We start from the raw sequence: 15,649 nt of genomic DNA on the forward strand, positions 1-15,649 counted from the left end.
TCAGAAAGTCAGCAAAACGGCTGGTCGATGGTACCGCCGGCCGTTCGGGCGGCTAGAAGAAGACGCTGAAGTTGCCCTTCAGGTAAAACGGCGTGCCGGGCGTGAAGTGCAACTCATCCACCGACGTGCCAAGGGGCTCGTTGGGCAGGCGGGTTTCGGTAGCAAACTGGGCCTGATTCCACTCCACGTTAGCCAGATTTTCCACTGTTATGCCCAGCTGAAACCGGCTGCTAGTATAGCTGGCCACGGCATCGAGTAGAAAGTAACCCCGGGCCGTAATGCTGCCGTCGTCGTTGGCCGGCCGGTCGTCGATGTAGCGGTAGCGCAGGCTGGCCGTGAAGCCGCCGGGCCGCTTCAGCGTGAACCCCCCGATGCTGGTAAAGCTGGGCGCCAGCGGAATGTAGTTGGCCCCGGCCGGGGCATCTACCTGCCGGCCGTGGTTGTAGTTCAGGTCCAGATCGGCAAATAGAGAAGGCGTGAGCTGGTAGCGGGCCGCCAGATCCACGCCGAAGCGGCGGGTGGGCCCGGAGCTTTCCACCTCGCCCGCGTCGCCGATATACACCAGCTCATCCTGCAGATGCAGGGCCCAGAGCGCCGTGTTGATAACCAGGCTGGGCAAGGGTTTAAACGTGCTCCCGACCTCATAGCCAATGGCCCGGGGCAGCACATTGTCGCCGACGGTGCCACGGATGACGCCGCGGGCATCGTTGGAGTGAAACCCAATGCCGGAGCGCACGAACAGCTGCACGCTCGGGTTCAACTCGTAGTAAAGATTGAGCTTCGGCGACACCCGGGCCTTGGTGGTGCGGCCCCGCAGCGGCTGCAAACTCAGGGACGTCGTATCGTAAAGCTGCCCGCGGAAATCGAAGGTAAACACGTCGGCTCGCACGGAGGCATTCACGGTGAGCTGGTCGGTTAGGGTCAGGGTTTCGTCGAGGAAGGCGTTGATGTTGCGCTCATACAGGCGGCCGTTGGTCACGGTATCCAGCACTTCCCGCCGCACGGTGTGGCGCAGGGCCAGGTTCGAGAAGTCGTTGCGGGTGCCTATGCCCAGGGTCGAGTGTAGGCGGCGGCTGCCCAGCTGAGTTTCCTGGTCGTAGGTAGCAGTATAACCAAACAGGTGCCGGTCGTCGACCTGCTGAATTCCGTCGCCGTTGATGGGGTCCTGCAGGAAAAAGGTGAAATTGGAATACAGACTAAAGTCGTACTTCGAGTAGTAGGCCTGCTGGCGCAGCACGGCATCGTGGGCCAAGCCGGTAGTGAGCACCGCCGAGGCATTGGTGCGACTGGTGCTGCCGCCCTCGGTGGGGTCGATGCTGCCGTAGCGCGAAATCAGCCCCTCGGCCACGCCCCGCTCGGGTACTTGCCCGCTGGCGTCCCAATTAGACGTAAAGTGGGAACCCAGCAGCGTGAGCGAGGTTTGGTCGGTGAGCTGGCCGGTGTATTTGGCCAGGCCGTTGAAGCGCTTGAAGTGCTGCTTCTGGTCGAAGTAGGAATTGGTGAAGTTGTATTCGGCCGCCACGTAGGCGCTTTCCGGCTTTTTGCTCAGCAAATGGCGCTTATTGTTCCCCAGCAAATCGAGCATGACCAGAGCCCGGCGGGTGTCGAACTGGCCGAGCTCCACTTTGGCCTGACTGCGCTCCAGGCTGGTTTTGGTGGTAAACTCCCCGGCCCCGGCCGTGGCAAAATCTCCGAACCGGGCCGTGTATGGACCTTTATAAACCCGCAGCTGCTCCACGGTTTCCGGAATGACGAAGTGAAAGTCGGCGTAGCCCTGGCCATGGGCGTGGCTGACCATGTTCACCGGCAGCCCGTCGATGCTGACGGCGAAATCAGTGCCGTGGTCGGCGTCGAAACCGCGCAGGAAAATCTGCTCAGCCTTGCCCCCACCCGCGTGCTGGGCAATAAACAGCCCGGGTACCAGCCGCAGCAGGTCCTGGGCCGAGTTGACGGGCCGCAGCACCTGGTCGATGTGGGAAATGGCGGCCAACGACTGGTTGGGGTCCTGGGGTTGCGACACGGTGACTTCCTGCAAGCTCAAGCTCACGGCCGAAAGCCGCAGCTGCACGCTCTGCATGGCACCGGCTGCCAGCGTTACGGTAGTGGCCGGGCCGCGGTAGCCCAAAGCCGTGGTGCGCACGGTGTACGTGCCGGCCGGCAGGTTAGCAATGCGGAAAGCTCCCGTAGCGTCGGAAGCCGTACCCTGGGTTTGGCCATCGAGGCGAATCCCTACGCCAGGCAGGCGCTGACCCGAAAGCGAATCGGTGACAAAGCCGCGCAGGGTGCCTGTGTTTTGGGCCAATGCCGGCTGACTTAGCGCCACAAGCAGAATCAGCAGGCTGTAGACAGCTACTAAAAGCTTCGGCAGGGCGATGCGCCGCACGGTTCCGGCGCGGGGAGCGGAGTACGAAAATTCCATGCTTAAAACCGTTTTGCGGAAGAAGGAATAGTCGTACGGCGGCGGGCTAGCGCCTGGGCCCGGTGCGCGGCCTGGGCAGCCCGCTGTTGAGCCGACTGTACTTGCTGAACTGGCAGTGCAGCTTTGGCCGCTGGGGTACCGATGCTAGTAACGGAGGCAGTAGTATAGGACATGGCAGCCATGCCCGGCGTGGCCGTAGCCAGGGAAATTCGGGAGAAGGACGAAAGGGAGTTCATACGTCGGCAATACGCTGCCGCTACCGGCCCCAAGGCCAATAGAGGGCAGCAAATACGAGGATAAGACCAGAAAGCGCGGAGTACTTCGACGCGCTACAGGAGGCAGCCAAAGGCCGCCCAGGCTTATCCCCGACGAGGCGGAGCGTAGATCAACGTGGCAAAGCCCGGGGGCACCGGCTGGTGCAATTCCACGGGCAGGTGTGGTTCATGAACGGAATAAATGGGCGGCAGGCAGATTGTCTCGGCCAGGGTATGCGCATCAATTCCCTTCATTATGGTCAGCAGATGCTGGGCATTCTGGCTGGCAGTGCGCTTTTGCACCACCTGCTGGTCGCCGTTGCAGGTGTCGAAGCAGTCGACCATGAGGTAGTGCTTCTGCTGGCAGTCGGCGCTGTGCGTATAGGGGTGCGCGGCGGAATAGCGCGGGGCTTGCGGCCGGTTCACGAGGCCAGCCCCCACTACCAGCAGGTAGTTGGTGAGCAACAGCAGCACGAGCCAGGAACGCAACATTTTAGTCGTTATGAATTGTGAATACCGAAGGGTAAATTCCTGCTTCAGGCAAAGAAAACCCGCTCGACAGTCCAGTAAGCGGCTACCAGTCCGATAAGTACCGATACGGGCACTACCACGCGCTGCTTGTACCAGGGCTTGTCGGCAAACCAGCGGCCCACCAGCAGCCAGGCCAGCAGAATCACGGTTACCTGGCCCAGCTCTACGCCCACATTGAAGGAAATCAGAGACTCCACGAACATAGCCCGCGGCAGCCCGAGCCCGGTCAGCACGCTGGCGAAGCCCATGCCGTGAATCAAACCGAAACCGAAGACAATGGCTACCCGCCACGGATTCAGCCGGTCGGCCACGATGTTCTCAATGGCCACAAACAGAATCGACAGGGCAATAATAGGCTCGACGATGGAAGCGGGCGGCGAAATCAGCCCGTACATGGCCATGCCCAGCGTAATGGAGTGCGCCACGGTGAAGGCCGTTGCCTGCCAGAGCACGGCCTTGAGGCGGGGTTCCAGGAAATACAGGCTCAGCACGAACAGGATATGGTCGAGGCCGAGGGGCAGAATATGGGTGTAGCCCAGCTTGAGGTAGGTGCTGATAATGTCGGTACGGGAGAGTTTACTCACGTCCACGTCCAGCACGTGGGCCGCGGCCAACTGCGGCCACAATAAGCCCAGCAGCAACACCGCCGCGCAGACAACCAGCTTTTTAGACCCAGCCAACGTTTTCATACAATCAGGAAACCCAGGAGGCTTAGTTGGCGGCCAGCAGCTTCTTGCCCTCATCGGCCAAGTCGAAGCTCAGGTACGGGTTGGTGTCCAGGGCCTGGCGGATCAGGGCTTGTCCTTTTTCCGCCTGCCCGTTTTTGGAGGCAATCAGTCCGGCGCGGCAGAGCAGCGTGGGGTTGCGCGACTTGGTGCGCAGGGCAGTGTCAATCAGCTTCTGCGCCTGCGGATACTCGCCGCGCTTGTAGTGCACCCAGGCCAGAGTCTCGCACACGTCGATGTTGTCGGGGCGGCGCTCATACTCGATTTTGGCGTGCTCCAGGGCCTTGTCCAGCTCGTTGGTTTTGAGGTAAGCATAGGCCAGCTCCCGGTCGGCGTAGTGGCCCATTTCCTCGTTGGCATCGGCTTCCTTGGCGTCGTCGGCCAGCATCGAAATAGCTTCCTTAGCCATCTGAGTGGCTTTGGCGGGCTCGTTGTTGAGGCGGTAGAGGTCAGTCAGCTCGTCGGCAAAGGCGTAGTCTTTCACTGTAGCCCGGGCCTTGCGCATGTACTCAATGGCGGCCGGATAATTCTTGCGGGCTTTTTCCACCCGGCCCATGCCTGCCAGGGCATACGCGTAGTACGGCCGCTCAATCAGAGCCATTTGGTACTGCTTCTCAGCGTTGTTCAGGTCGCCGGTATTCTCGTAGAGGTGGCCCAGCGTAATGCGCGACCAGGCCGTTTGCTCCAGACCGGGATAACCGGCCTTCACAGCCATATCCATGGCTTCGATAGAGCCCGGATAGTCGCCGTAGATTTCCCGCAGATAGGAAACGCGGGAGTAGGAGCGCAAATCGGGGCGCACCTGGTTCATTTTGTCTGCCATTTTCACGGCCTCGTCGTAGCGGCCCAGTTCCACATTGGCGTCGCAGAGCAAACCGTAAACAAAGGCGTTGTGCGGGTTCAGGGTCACGGCTTGCTCAGCCACGGCCAGACCTTCGGAGAAGTGGTGCTGAGTCAGGCAGAGCGAGGCTTTGCAGCACAGCGCCTCGAAGTTCTCGGGCTCCGTCCGCAGAATGCCGTTGAGCAGCTGCATGGCAGCCATATCGTAGTAGGGATGGTCGCCGGTGACGCGAGCTTCCTGCATGTAAGCCTGAGCCAGCAGCAGCTTGGCTTTGTTGTCGTCGGGCTTGGCGCGCAGTTGGGCCAGCAGCCCGCTAATGGCATTCTTGGTGTTGAGCCATTCGCCACCCAGCGCCAGGTCGCCGTGCCGTTCCTTGAGTTGGGGAATCGGCTCAGGCTTGCGGAAGAAAAACAGGGCTGCGACGGCCAGACCGAAGCAAACCAGCAGTATAGGGTAAAGGTATTTGCGCAAAGCAGCAGGGGCTAGGAATGGAAAAAAGAGCCCGACACTGAAGTCGGGCTCCGTATTTACCAGCAAGCTAGCCGAACTCACCCGGGTCCGGCTAGCTGAGCGGCTACTGTCAGCGGCAACCGGCAGAATGGTTTCTGTCCGTTGCCACCGACGGCAGGCAATGGCTTAGTTGGTATGCACCAGCTTGATGGACTGCAGCACCGTCTCACCCGATTTCACCGTGGCAATGTAGGTGCCGGCGGCCAAGTTCTGCACTTTCCAAGGCATTTCGTACGTGCCGGGCTTGTGCTCCTTGTTGTCAACAAGCGTCTTGACAGGGCGGCCCATCATGTCGGTAATTACAATCGACAATGGCCCTTTCACGCCCACTTCGTAGTGAATCGTGGTTTTGTCGGTGAAGGGGTTGGGGTAGTTTTGGGCCACTTTCACGGCCTCAACCTGCAAGCCCATACCAACGGCACCGCGCTGCGAGGTAACTGTGGCCTGCGACTTGCTGCCGCGCCAAGGCGTCTGCATGTAGGGGAAAGCCGCTTTGAAAGTCGTGTCGTTAGCTTCAACACCGGTCCGGAAGCCGAGTACCCCGCCCAGCTGAGGCGTTACGGGGTTGGTAGCCGTAGCCGAGAAGTCGTCGTAGAACAGACCAATAGCGGCCAGTACTACACCACCTACGGCTTGCAGCTCGATGCGAGTCACATCATCTTCCAGACGACGGCCGTTGGGGAAACCATCCATGTTTGGAATGGCCTGCAGCGCGGCGCTACCATTGAAGCGTGTGTCGGTCAGACCCAGTACGGCGGCGGCCAGCAGACCTTCCGAGCTGAACTCGGGGTTAGGCGCGCCGTTGGCCAGAGTGCGGGGCGTGGCAGGCACGGCCATGTTCAGGCGCAGCATGTCGCCCAGCGTGGGCAGGAAGTTGTTGATGAAGGGCTTGCCAGCCGCCAGCGGGTTGCGCAGGGGCTTGCCGGTAGCCAGCTGATACGGAGGCAGGTTGGGCACCCCCGTGTGGAAGATGGGCAGAATATCAACCGAGCGGGGCTTGCCGGCGCGCAACAGGTACGGGCCGAAAGTGGGGTCGGCGAATACCGTACCGGCGCGCTGGGCGGCCGTCAGGTTAGCCAGGCCGTCTTTGCCGTTGCGGAAGTCGAAAGCCTGCAAAGAGTTGGACTGAATACGCAGGGCGCCCAGACCGGGCACGGCTCCACCGAAGCGGCTGTCGTCCATATACAGGGCCAACTCGGGGTTCATGGCGTTTTCGTCGAACTTAGCCACGGCACCGTAGGGGTTGCCGGCGTTCCACTCATCTTTCTGGCCAATCGGAATTACGACTTCGTTGGTCAGCGGCATGCCCAGGCGCGACACCTGCACGTAGTTACCCGAGTGCGACTGGGTACCGTCCGTGTTCAGGGTGCGGATAGCCTGACGGCTGGCCGAAGCCCACACACCGATGACGTAATCCGAGTCCAGGATATTGGCGGCCTGAGCGCCGGTCTTGCCGTCTTTCTGCAGCACCGAAATCGGGATCTGCAGGGCAATGGTGTGGGTGTTCTTGCGGGCTACACCGTCGCGGGCACTGGTGGGGCGCACGCCACCCAGGTCGAAAATACCGCCCAGGTCCACAAAGAACGGGTCGTCGACGGGGCCGCAGAATACTTTCGTGCCGTTGGCCAGCGTCCGGATGGCGTTGGTCATGAGCGTATTGTAGGGCGTATTCAAACCCGCAGCACCCTCGATAGAACGGGCGCCGATGTTGGGCGGGGGCACCACGCCACCCGTAACGATGGGGGTGAAAGCGCCACCATTCACGCTGAGCTCAGCCGTGTAAGTCGTTTTCTGGTTTTCCTTGCCCAGGCGCGTCCGGAAGAACGTGTCGGGGTCTTCGTTGGTCCGCGTGAAGGTAAACCGGTACGTCAGGTCGTCGCCTGTAGTAGTGGTCTTGTTCTTGACGTGGATTTCGTAGCGTATATTTTCTCCAAACGTGTTGTAGATCGGGCCGCCCTGGGGCAGTTCCAACGGAATGTAGTTGGCAATGATGTTGATCATTTCCGCGTTGTTGGGGTCGCGGAAGGCATATAAGTCGGTGTTATCGGCCAGTGGGTCATCCGCAATAAGCGGGGCTTCACGGTGGCTCGATGCTTCCAGATGGGTGTTTTGTCCACTCCAGGCCAGGGCGCCAACAATTGCAGTTGCGGCTAATCCCATGTGGAGAATCGGACGGGTAAAGGTCTTCTTCATGATGAAAGAATAAGAGGTGGAAAAAGGAAATAGGATTCCTGGCCAGGCAAAAAGCTAGGCTGGGCAAAGGGTAGAAAAAGCACAAAAAGTGCGGCAGGAAAATGAATGCTGCGCCCCAGTCTCAGGGCAGCAACACGAGGCTAACAAGCGGTAGCTAGTCCGGAGCTACGGGCCTAACAGTAAGGTGGGAATTAGGGGGCGGGGCATCTGTTGAGCTATACGCAACTGCGCTCGTGCTTGGATTGTCTGAGGTGGAACTATTTTAGAAAAAAGTGCAACTTCTTTTCAGGGCAATTTCCGGCGCCGTTTGTTATCCTGCCCTACCGGCATTTCTTCGCTACTTTTGCCCCTGCATCGTAGAGAAAAATCAGTTGGTTTTACTCTCGTTCCTTACGCTTACTTCGCGCCTCCGGGCGCTTCCCCATACACCATGGCCAAAGTCGCAATCAACCTCTCTACCGGGAGCATTCAGCAGGAAGAAATCATCGTCGGAATTGACCTGGGCACGACCAACAGCCTGGTGGCTTACATTCATCCCGACGGCCGTCATCCGCTGGCCATCAACGACCAGGGCCGCGGTACTATCGTGCCCTCGGTAGTCCACTTCCCCACCGATGCTCCCGACCCAATTGTGGGCACCGACGCCAAGGAATACCTGCTTACCGAGCCTCAGAACACGATTTACTCGGTAAAGCGCCTGCTGGGCAAGTCGTACCGCGACCTGGGCGAGCACGCCACCCAACTGGGCTACAAGGTGATTGACGACAACTCCGAGGGCCTGGTCAAAATCCGAGTGGCCGACCGGTTCTACTCCCCTATCGAACTGTCGGCCGAGATTCTGAAAGAGCTGCGGACCCGGGCCGAGCACGCCCTCAAAACGCCCGTCAACCGGGCCGTAATTACTGTACCGGCTTATTTCAACGACTCCCAGCGCCAGGCTACCCGTGACGCCGGCCGCCTGGCGGGCCTGGAAGTATTGCGCATCGTGAACGAGCCTACCGCGGCGGCTTTGGCCTACGGAATTGGCCTGAGCCCCGAGGAGGAGAAAACGGTGGCCGTGTACGACCTGGGCGGCGGCACGTTTGATATCAGCATTCTGCGCATTCAGCAGGGCATTTTCGAAGTGCTGAGCACCAACGGCGACACCTACCTCGGCGGCGACGACCTGGACCGGGCTATTTCGGACCACTGGACCGGCGAATACCAGCTGGCTACGGTGCTGTTCCAAAACCCCATTGCCCAGCAACAGCTGCGCTTGCTGGCCGAGCAAGCCAAGCGTCACCTGAGCAACCACGATTCCTTCGAGGCTACTTTCGCCGATACGACGCTGCCGCTGACCAAGGAAAAATTTAATGAGCTGGTGCGGCCCTTAGTGGAGCGTACTATTGCCTCCTGCCGGCAGGCCCTGACCGATGCCCAGCTGCGGCCCCAGCAGCTCGATGCGGTGCTGCTCGTGGGCGGCTCTACCCGGGTGCCGCTGGTATACGACTCGGTTTCGGCCTTCTTCCAGCAGCCAGCCAACAACTCGCTCAATCCCGATGAAGTAGTGGCCCTGGGTGCGGCTATTCAGGCCGATATTCTGGCCGGCAACCGCCGCGACGTACTCCTGCTCGACGTGACGCCGCTTACCCTCGGCATCGAAACCCTGGGCGGGCTGATGGACCCGATTATTCCGCGCAACTCGAAAATCCCGACTAAGGCCGGCCGGCAATACACGACTTCCGTCGACGGGCAGGTGAATCTGAAAATCTCGGTGTACCAGGGTGAGCGGGATTTGGTAAAGGAAAACCGCAAGCTGGCCGAGTTCATTCTGCGCGGTATTCCGGCCATGCCCGCAGGTTTGCCCAAGGTCGACGTGAACTTCCTGCTCAACGCCGACGGTATCCTGCAAGTAGAAGCCATTGAGCTGCGCTCCAACACCCGCCAGGCCGTAGAAATCAAGCCCCAGTACGGCCTGACCGACGAGCAGGTGGAGCAGATGCTGATGGACTCGCTCACTCATGCTCGCGAAGACGTAGCGGCCCGTATGGTCATCGAAGCCCGCACCGTGGCCGAGCAAATGCTGTATCAGGTAGAGCGCTTCGTGGAGAAAAACTCCCAGTACCTGACTGAGGAAGAAATTACCCTTACCGCCGCCCAGACCCAGGTGCTGCGTGAAGCCCTCGACAGCAACGACAAAGACACGATTCTGAAGGCCGTAGACGAGCTGGAAAGCCTTACCAGCCCCTTCGCCGAGCGGGTGATGAACATTTCCATCAAGCAGGCCATGACGGGGAAGAAAATTGGTGAATAAGCACTGGGGTTAGGTTACTAGGCTGACCGTGTAGATCAGACATCCGCTTCACTCATTCATCATATCATCGTTGAACCGCAACCTTAGCCGCCTCGTCGCCTTGGCTCAAAAGCCGGAGCGCCGCATTATTGGGTTGATGTCGGGCACTTCGCTGGACGGGCTGGATGTGGCGCTGTGCCGGTTTTCGGGACACGGACCAGCTACGCGGGTGGTAGTGGAGCACTTTGCTACCGTGCCTTATTCGGCAGCTATACAGGTTCAGATTCGGCGTTTATTTGCGCAGGACACTGTTGAGCTGCAACATCTCACCCTGCTGCACGCCTGGCTGGGCAGCACCCACGCCGATATGGTGTTGCAATGCCTGGCGCAGTGGCAGGTAGTGCCGGCCGACATTGACGCCATTGCCAGCCACGGGCAAACCGTGTTTCACGCCCCGCAGCACCAGCACGGCTTACCCGATTGGCCCAATGCCACCCTGCAGCTCGGCGACGCGGACCACCTGGCCGTGCGCACCGGTATTCTCACCCTGAGCGACTTTCGGCAGAAGCACGTGGCAGCCGGCGGGCAGGGCGCCCCGCTGGCCGTGTACGGCGACTACCTTATCTTCTCCCAGCCCGGCGAAGACCGGCTGCTGCTCAACCTGGGCGGCATTGCCAACTTCACCTACTTGGCCGGCAGCCTCGATGCTGCCACCGTATTCAGCACCGACACTGGCCCGGGCAATACTCTGTTGGATGCTTTTGTGCGGGAGCTGTACCCAGGCCGACAGTATGACGAGAATGGGGCGTTGGCAGCCCAGGGCAACACCAATGCCGAGCTGCTGGCCGCCCTGCTCGACCACCCATTCTTCGCGGCGGCCATTCCCCGCACTACCGGCCCTGAGCTCTTCAGCCCGGCCTACGTGCGCGCGGCACAGCAGCGCACTGCTACCACTCACTTGGCCCCACCTGATTTGCTGGCTACACTCACTGCCTTTAGTGCCAGCAGCATTGCCGGGGCCGTTCGGCAGGCTTTTCCCGCCCTACCGGCCCTGACTATTTACGCTAGTGGCGGCGGCATGCATAACCCGACCTTAATGACGGCGCTGCACCAAGCCCTGCCTCACTGCCGGTTTTTGACCACCGCCGCCTTGGGTATTGCCCCCGACGCCAAAGAAGCCGTGCTGTTCGCCATTCTGGCCAATGAAACGCTGGTAGGCGAAGCCCTTTCTATTGGGCAGGGTGAGCAGGCCGTGCCCGCTGTTTCACTCGGTAAAATCTCCTTCCCGGAGTAGCCTACTGCTATTTTCGCCGGGTCTGGGGAGCCGGAATTAACCCAAACGTGAGAATACGGGCGGCAGTACTGTCTTGAAACGTAACGTCGAGCTGCACTTCGGGCTTACTAGCCAGCGTGTCGCTTTTAAACATGAAACTGTAGAAGCTGCGTATTTCGTTGGCCTCACTAATGCGGTAGCCCAGCTTATACAGGTCGAATGGCTGGCCACGGCGCTTTGCCTGGATCCGCAGTGGCTGCACGGCCTCCCTGAACTGCTTGGCACTCATAGTACCCTGGGTCTCGGGGGCCAGCAGCGCGTAAGCCGCCGGATAGTCGGCCCGCAGCACGGCCAGCAGAAACTGCCGGGCCACCTGTACCTGCGAGGGCCTAGCCAGCGCCGGGGCCGCAACCAGCAGCACGGTCAGGAGCAGAAGCAACCAGTAACGCCTAAGGGCAACTTTTCCAGGCTTTATCATAGAGCAGCGCAAAGTAATAACGGCGGCTTGTCAAATACGGGGCCACGTAACAAGAGGCATAAATAAAACGGCGGCACCGACTCCGGAAATGCTCCGGATTCGATGCCGCCGTAGACCAGTCAGACTGGCTAAGCTGCGTTATTCAATAACCACGCGCCGGGTCACGTTCAACTCCTCACCCGTAATACGCAGCGTATAGACGCCGCTGCCCAGGTTGGTCGTGTCGAAGGTGACGGGGCCGCGGCCGGCAGTCAGCACCAGAGTTTGCGTGCCCACTTGCTGACCGATGCTGTTAAACAACGTGAGTTGCGCGGCTTTGCCCGTGCTGGGGCCATCCATGCGCACCTTGAACTCGCCGCCGGTAGCCGGGTTGGGGTACACGTTCAGCGTGAAGCCATTGAGCTGCTCCCGTACAGGGCTAGGCAGGCTTACGGTGAAGGCGCGGCTGGCTACGTTGTTCTGCTCATTCGACTCAGCCACGATACCGGTAGCATCGGCCACGTACAGCACATAGTAGTTGCCAGCAACCGTGCCCGCCGGAATAGTGAGCGAAGCTGCCCGGGTATTGCCCGAGCCAGCAGGCAACGCTGCTGCTGTGGTGCTGGCTAACAGTACGTCGTTGCTGCTCAGCGAGGCGTCCGTCGACAGGTAGAAGGCCATCGTGTTCTGTGCCGCTGCGGCTGTGCCCGAGTTGGTGAGCAGACACGAAGCGGATACCGTAGTGCCGGCCGGTGCCGAGGCTGGGCTTAGCGCCGTTTGCGACACCACCAGGTCGGGTAGGGCGGCCACGATAGTCAGCGTCAGCGAAGTCGTGTTGTTGGTTTCGTTGCTTTCCGTCACGGCCCCGGCTGGGTCGGCGGCATACACTACATAATAGGTACCGGGCGTAACGCCGGTAGGAATGCTGAACGTACCGGCACGGGCCGTCGTCTGCCCGGCGGCCAGAGCCCCACCGCTGCTCGTACCCAGCAACAGGTCGCCACTGCTCAGCGTGTTGTCGGTCGAGAGATAATAGCCCAGCTGGCTGCTGCTGGCATCGCCGCCCCCTTGGTTGCGGACGGTACCGCCCAAGCTAACCGTGTTGCCGACAGCGACCGAAGTAGCCGATACCGAGGGCGACTGCACAATCAGGTCGGGCAGTTGCGAGGTCACCGTGACGCACGAAGCGGTAGCTTCGAAGCCGGAACCGACGACGCTACCGTCGCTGGTGAAAAGCAGCGTGAGCGAGCCAGACGTGTTCTGGGCCGTAATGGTGCCGGGATTAGCCGTGTAATAACCAATCAGGGGCGAGTTGGTATTCGGCCCGTCGTAGATATAAAGCTGGTCGCAGCAACTCTCCACCGCAAACGAAGAGAACACCAACCGAACTTTAGCCCCCGCCGTGGCCGGGTTAATCGTGAGCGAGCCGTACGAATTGTTCACGTAGTCGCTGTTGCCGCCGTTGTCGGCTACCGTCGTATTGCAGGTAGTGATGGAAGTTGCACCGCTGACAGGCACCAGTACGCCCGAGAACGGCGCCGTAACGCGCAGCGTGAGCGTGGCTACGTTGTTGTTCTCATTGACCTCGCTCACCGTGTTCTGGTGGTCGGCTACGATGAGCACGTAGTACGTGCCGGCCGACGTATTTGCCGGAATAACCATGGTCGGATAGAGCGTGGTGTAGCCACCCGGCGCCAGGGCCGTGCTCGACGTGGAAGTCAGCAGCACGTCATTGGCACTCAGTGTGGCATCCGTCGACAGGTAGTGGCCCACGGTGAAGCCCGGAGAGCTGGTCGTACCCTGGTTGATGGCGTAGTAGTTGACGCCAATTGTTCCGCCGGCCGCCGTGGAGCTGGTGCTAATGGAGGGAGACTGAATTGTGAGGTCGATTACGGGCGCTACAATCGTCAGCGCGGCGGCGGCCACGTTGTTGTTCTCGTTGGTTTCGCTAATCGAGTTCTGATAGTCGGCCACGAACAGCACGTAATAGCTGCCGGGGGTGGTGCCCGTCGGAATGGTCAGGGAAGGATACAGCGAGTTGTAACCACCCGCGTACAGCGTACCGCTGGCCGAATTGCTGAGCAGTACGTCACTGGTGCTTAGGGTGGCGTCGGTCGAGAGGTAGTAGCCCACGTTGGAGCTGGCTGCGGCCGTCGTACCCTGGTTGATGATATAGTGGCTGCCGCTCACGGTTCCACCGGCTACGCTGGAGGTTTGGTTCAGGTAAGCCTGCAAAATTGCCAGGTCGATACCCGGGGTAACCACCGTCAGCTGAGCCGAGGCTACGTTGTTGTTCTCGTTGGTTTCCGTTACCTGGTTCTGGTAGTCGGCCACAAACAGCACGTAGTAAGTACCGGCCGCCGTACCCGCAGGAATAGTCAGGGAAGGATACCGCGTGGAATAGTTGCCCGCAGTCAAGGTACCGCCCGCCGTAGAGGTCAGCAGCACGTCGGCTGAGGAAAACGTAGCGTCCGTCGACAGGTAATACCCCACGTTGCTCGAAGAGGCTACGGTATTGCCCTGGTTGACGATGTAATGGCTGGCGCTGATTGTCGTGCCGGCCGTCGTCGTGGAGGAGTTCAGGTAAGCCGATTGAATCACCAGGTCGATGCTGGGCGTTACAACCGTAATAGCCTGGCTGCGCACGTTATTGGTTTCGTTCGATTCGGTTACCTGGTTCTGATAGTCGGCGGCAAAAAGAACGTAGTAGCTGCCCGGGGTAGTGCCCGCCGGAATCGTGATGCTGGTGCTGGGGTAATTGCTGAGCCCGGAAGACAAAGCACCGCCCGTGCTGCTGCCCAGCAGGGCGTCGTTGGAGCTCAGCGTAGCATCGGTCGAGAGGTAGTAGCCCAGGTTGCTAGAAGAAGCCGTAGTGTTACCCTGGTTATACACCGTAGCCCCGGCCGTAATGGTTGTGCCCGCCGACATGGAATAGGTACTCAGGCTGGCCTGCGACACAATCAGGTCGACACTGGGTGCCGCCACGGTCAGGGTTACGGCCGACACGTTGTTGTTCTCGTTTGATTCCGAAACCAGGCTTTGGTAGTCGGCTGCAAACAGGATGTAGTACGTACCCGGGGCCAGGCCCGGCGGTACGTTGGTAGTAGCCGTGCGGTAAGACGAATAGTTCGGCGTGAGCGTAGACCCGTACGTGGAGCTCAGCAGCTGGTCGTTGGCGTCCAGGGTCGTATTGCTCGACAGGTAGTACCCCACGCTGCTGTAGGCAGCCGTGGCATTCCCTTGGTTGACGATGTAGCAGGCCAGGTTCAGCACGTTGCCGGGCGCGGTGCTCGTTGGGCTAACGGCTGGCTGCTGAATCAGCAAATCCACCGACGGTGGTACCACGTTCAGGTACACGCTCGACACGTTGTTGGTTTCGTTGCTTTCGTTTACCACGTTTTGGTAATCGGCCACAAACAGCACGTAATAGGCGCCGGCCGTAATGGTTGCTGGCAGCTGCACGTAGCTGGTGCGGCTGCTGTAGTTGCCCACGGTCAGGCTGCTGCCCGTTGAGTTACCCAACAGCACGTCGGCAGCATCCAGGCTGGCGTCGGTCGAGAGGTAGTAGCCGATGTTGCTGCTGGTAGCCGTGGTACCCGACAGATTGTAGATGGAGCTGTACAAGGACAGGCTGTTGCCAGGCACCACCGATACCGGCGACACCGAAGCTCCCTGAATAGCCAGATCAGGCTGCGGCACGGTCGTTACGCAGGAAATATCTGCGCTGAAGCCGCTGTAGCCGCTGGCGTAGTAGTCGGTGGCGAAGCGCACCGTGAGGCTACCGCTGGTGCTGGTACCGTACACCGTGCCCGGGCTGTAGTAGTCGTAGTACGTACCGATGATGGGCGACGAAGTAGTGGCTCCGTCATAAATCGTCAGCCGGTCGTAGTAGCCCACGGAGAAGGTGTTGAATTGCAGCTTCACCTTGTTGCCCGCCGTGGCCGGGTTGATGGTTACCGAACCATCGGCGTTGGGGCTGTAATTGCCCGCCGCGCCACCATTGTCGTAGAGGACGCCGCTGCAGGTGGTAATAGCCGTGTTGCCCGTAGTGGGCAGGGTGTAGGTCTGGGCCGTTGCTCGGCTGCTCCAGCACACCAATAAAGCCACCAGCAAAGTCAGCCAAGCGGGCCGGGCTGTCAGGGGGCGGACAGGGAACGAGTAGTTTTTTGTCATA

Annotated in this window: 10 protein-coding genes; 2 read left to right on the forward strand and 8 right to left on the reverse strand. The window is 60.2% G+C overall.

The features are described 5' to 3' along the window. Positions 1-52: 52 nt before the first annotated feature. From MUN80_RS00780 to MUN80_RS00805, 6 genes are all read right to left on the reverse strand, one after another. Positions 53-2,419 carry a TonB-dependent receptor gene (locus MUN80_RS00780; RefSeq protein ID WP_244718384.1) on the reverse strand — a complete coding sequence of 789 codons (2,367 nt, stop codon included), beginning with the start codon at positions 2,417-2,419 and terminating at the stop codon, positions 53-55. A 2-nt stretch (positions 2,420-2,421) separates the two neighbouring features. Continuing rightward, on the reverse strand, positions 2,422-2,655 hold the full coding sequence (locus MUN80_RS00785; protein WP_244718387.1) for a hypothetical protein: 234 nt from the start codon (positions 2,653-2,655) through the stop codon (positions 2,422-2,424). A gap of 123 nt (positions 2,656-2,778) precedes the next feature. After that, complete coding sequence (locus MUN80_RS00790) at positions 2,779-3,165, reverse strand: hypothetical protein (RefSeq protein ID WP_244718390.1); 387 nt, start codon at positions 3,163-3,165, stop codon at positions 2,779-2,781. Between the two features lie 44 nt (positions 3,166-3,209). Then, entirely contained in the window at positions 3,210-3,893 is a 684-nt protein-coding gene (locus MUN80_RS00795; RefSeq protein WP_244718393.1) for a HupE/UreJ family protein, read from the reverse strand. A gap of 22 nt (positions 3,894-3,915) precedes the next feature. Further along, entirely contained in the window at positions 3,916-5,241 is a 1,326-nt protein-coding gene (locus MUN80_RS00800) for a tetratricopeptide repeat protein (RefSeq protein WP_244718395.1), read from the reverse strand. A 165-nt stretch (positions 5,242-5,406) separates the two neighbouring features. Next, complete coding sequence (locus MUN80_RS00805) at positions 5,407-7,473, reverse strand: DUF4331 family protein (protein ID WP_244718398.1); 2,067 nt, start codon at positions 7,471-7,473, stop codon at positions 5,407-5,409. A 430-nt stretch (positions 7,474-7,903) separates the two neighbouring features. On the opposite strand from MUN80_RS00805, the gene hscA reads away from it, so the two are divergent. After that, a complete protein-coding gene (hscA, locus tag MUN80_RS00810) occupies positions 7,904-9,766 on the forward strand; it encodes a Fe-S protein assembly chaperone HscA (RefSeq protein ID WP_244718401.1) in 1,863 nt (620 codons plus the stop codon). 70 nt (positions 9,767-9,836) lie between these two features. Next, positions 9,837-11,039, forward strand: a complete 1,203-nt coding sequence (locus MUN80_RS00815) for an anhydro-N-acetylmuramic acid kinase (protein WP_244718404.1) — start codon at positions 9,837-9,839, stop codon at positions 11,037-11,039. Between the two features lie 7 nt (positions 11,040-11,046). Here MUN80_RS00815 and MUN80_RS00820 read toward each other — a convergent pair whose 3' ends face one another. Together MUN80_RS00820 and MUN80_RS00825 are read right to left on the reverse strand one after the other, a co-directional pair. Further along, positions 11,047-11,457 (reverse strand): hypothetical protein, encoded by a 411-nt coding sequence (locus MUN80_RS00820; RefSeq protein ID WP_244718406.1) that lies wholly within the window; start codon positions 11,455-11,457, stop codon positions 11,047-11,049. 177 nt (positions 11,458-11,634) lie between these two features. Continuing rightward, positions 11,635-15,648 carry a CARDB domain-containing protein gene (locus tag MUN80_RS00825; RefSeq protein WP_244718409.1) on the reverse strand — a complete coding sequence of 1,338 codons (4,014 nt, stop codon included), beginning with the start codon at positions 15,646-15,648 and terminating at the stop codon, positions 11,635-11,637. Position 15,649: the final 1 nt, after the last annotated feature.

The sequence above is a fragment of the Hymenobacter cellulosivorans genome, assembly GCF_022919135.1.
Taxonomy (GTDB): domain Bacteria; phylum Bacteroidota; class Bacteroidia; order Cytophagales; family Hymenobacteraceae; genus Hymenobacter; species Hymenobacter cellulosivorans.

What these genes read in the sequence shown, in the direction of transcription:
- MUN80_RS00780 (WP_244718384.1), bottom strand. Translation starts at nt 2,419, where the DNA reads ATGGAATTTTCGTACTCCGCTCCCCGCGCCGGAACCGTGCGGCGCATC.
- MUN80_RS00785 (WP_244718387.1), bottom strand. Translation starts at nt 2,655, where the DNA reads ATGAACTCCCTTTCGTCCTTCTCCCGAATTTCCCTGGCTACGGCCACG.
- MUN80_RS00790 (WP_244718390.1), bottom strand. Translation starts at nt 3,165, where the DNA reads ATGTTGCGTTCCTGGCTCGTGCTGCTGTTGCTCACCAACTACCTGCTG.
- MUN80_RS00795 (WP_244718393.1), bottom strand. Translation starts at nt 3,893, where the DNA reads ATGAAAACGTTGGCTGGGTCTAAAAAGCTGGTTGTCTGCGCGGCGGTG.
- MUN80_RS00805 (WP_244718398.1), bottom strand. Translation starts at nt 7,473, where the DNA reads ATGAAGAAGACCTTTACCCGTCCGATTCTCCACATGGGATTAGCCGCA.
- hscA (WP_244718401.1), top strand. Translation starts at nt 7,904, where the DNA reads ATGGCCAAAGTCGCAATCAACCTCTCTACCGGGAGCATTCAGCAGGAA.
- MUN80_RS00825 (WP_244718409.1), bottom strand. Translation starts at nt 15,648, where the DNA reads ATGACAAAAAACTACTCGTTCCCTGTCCGCCCCCTGACAGCCCGGCCC.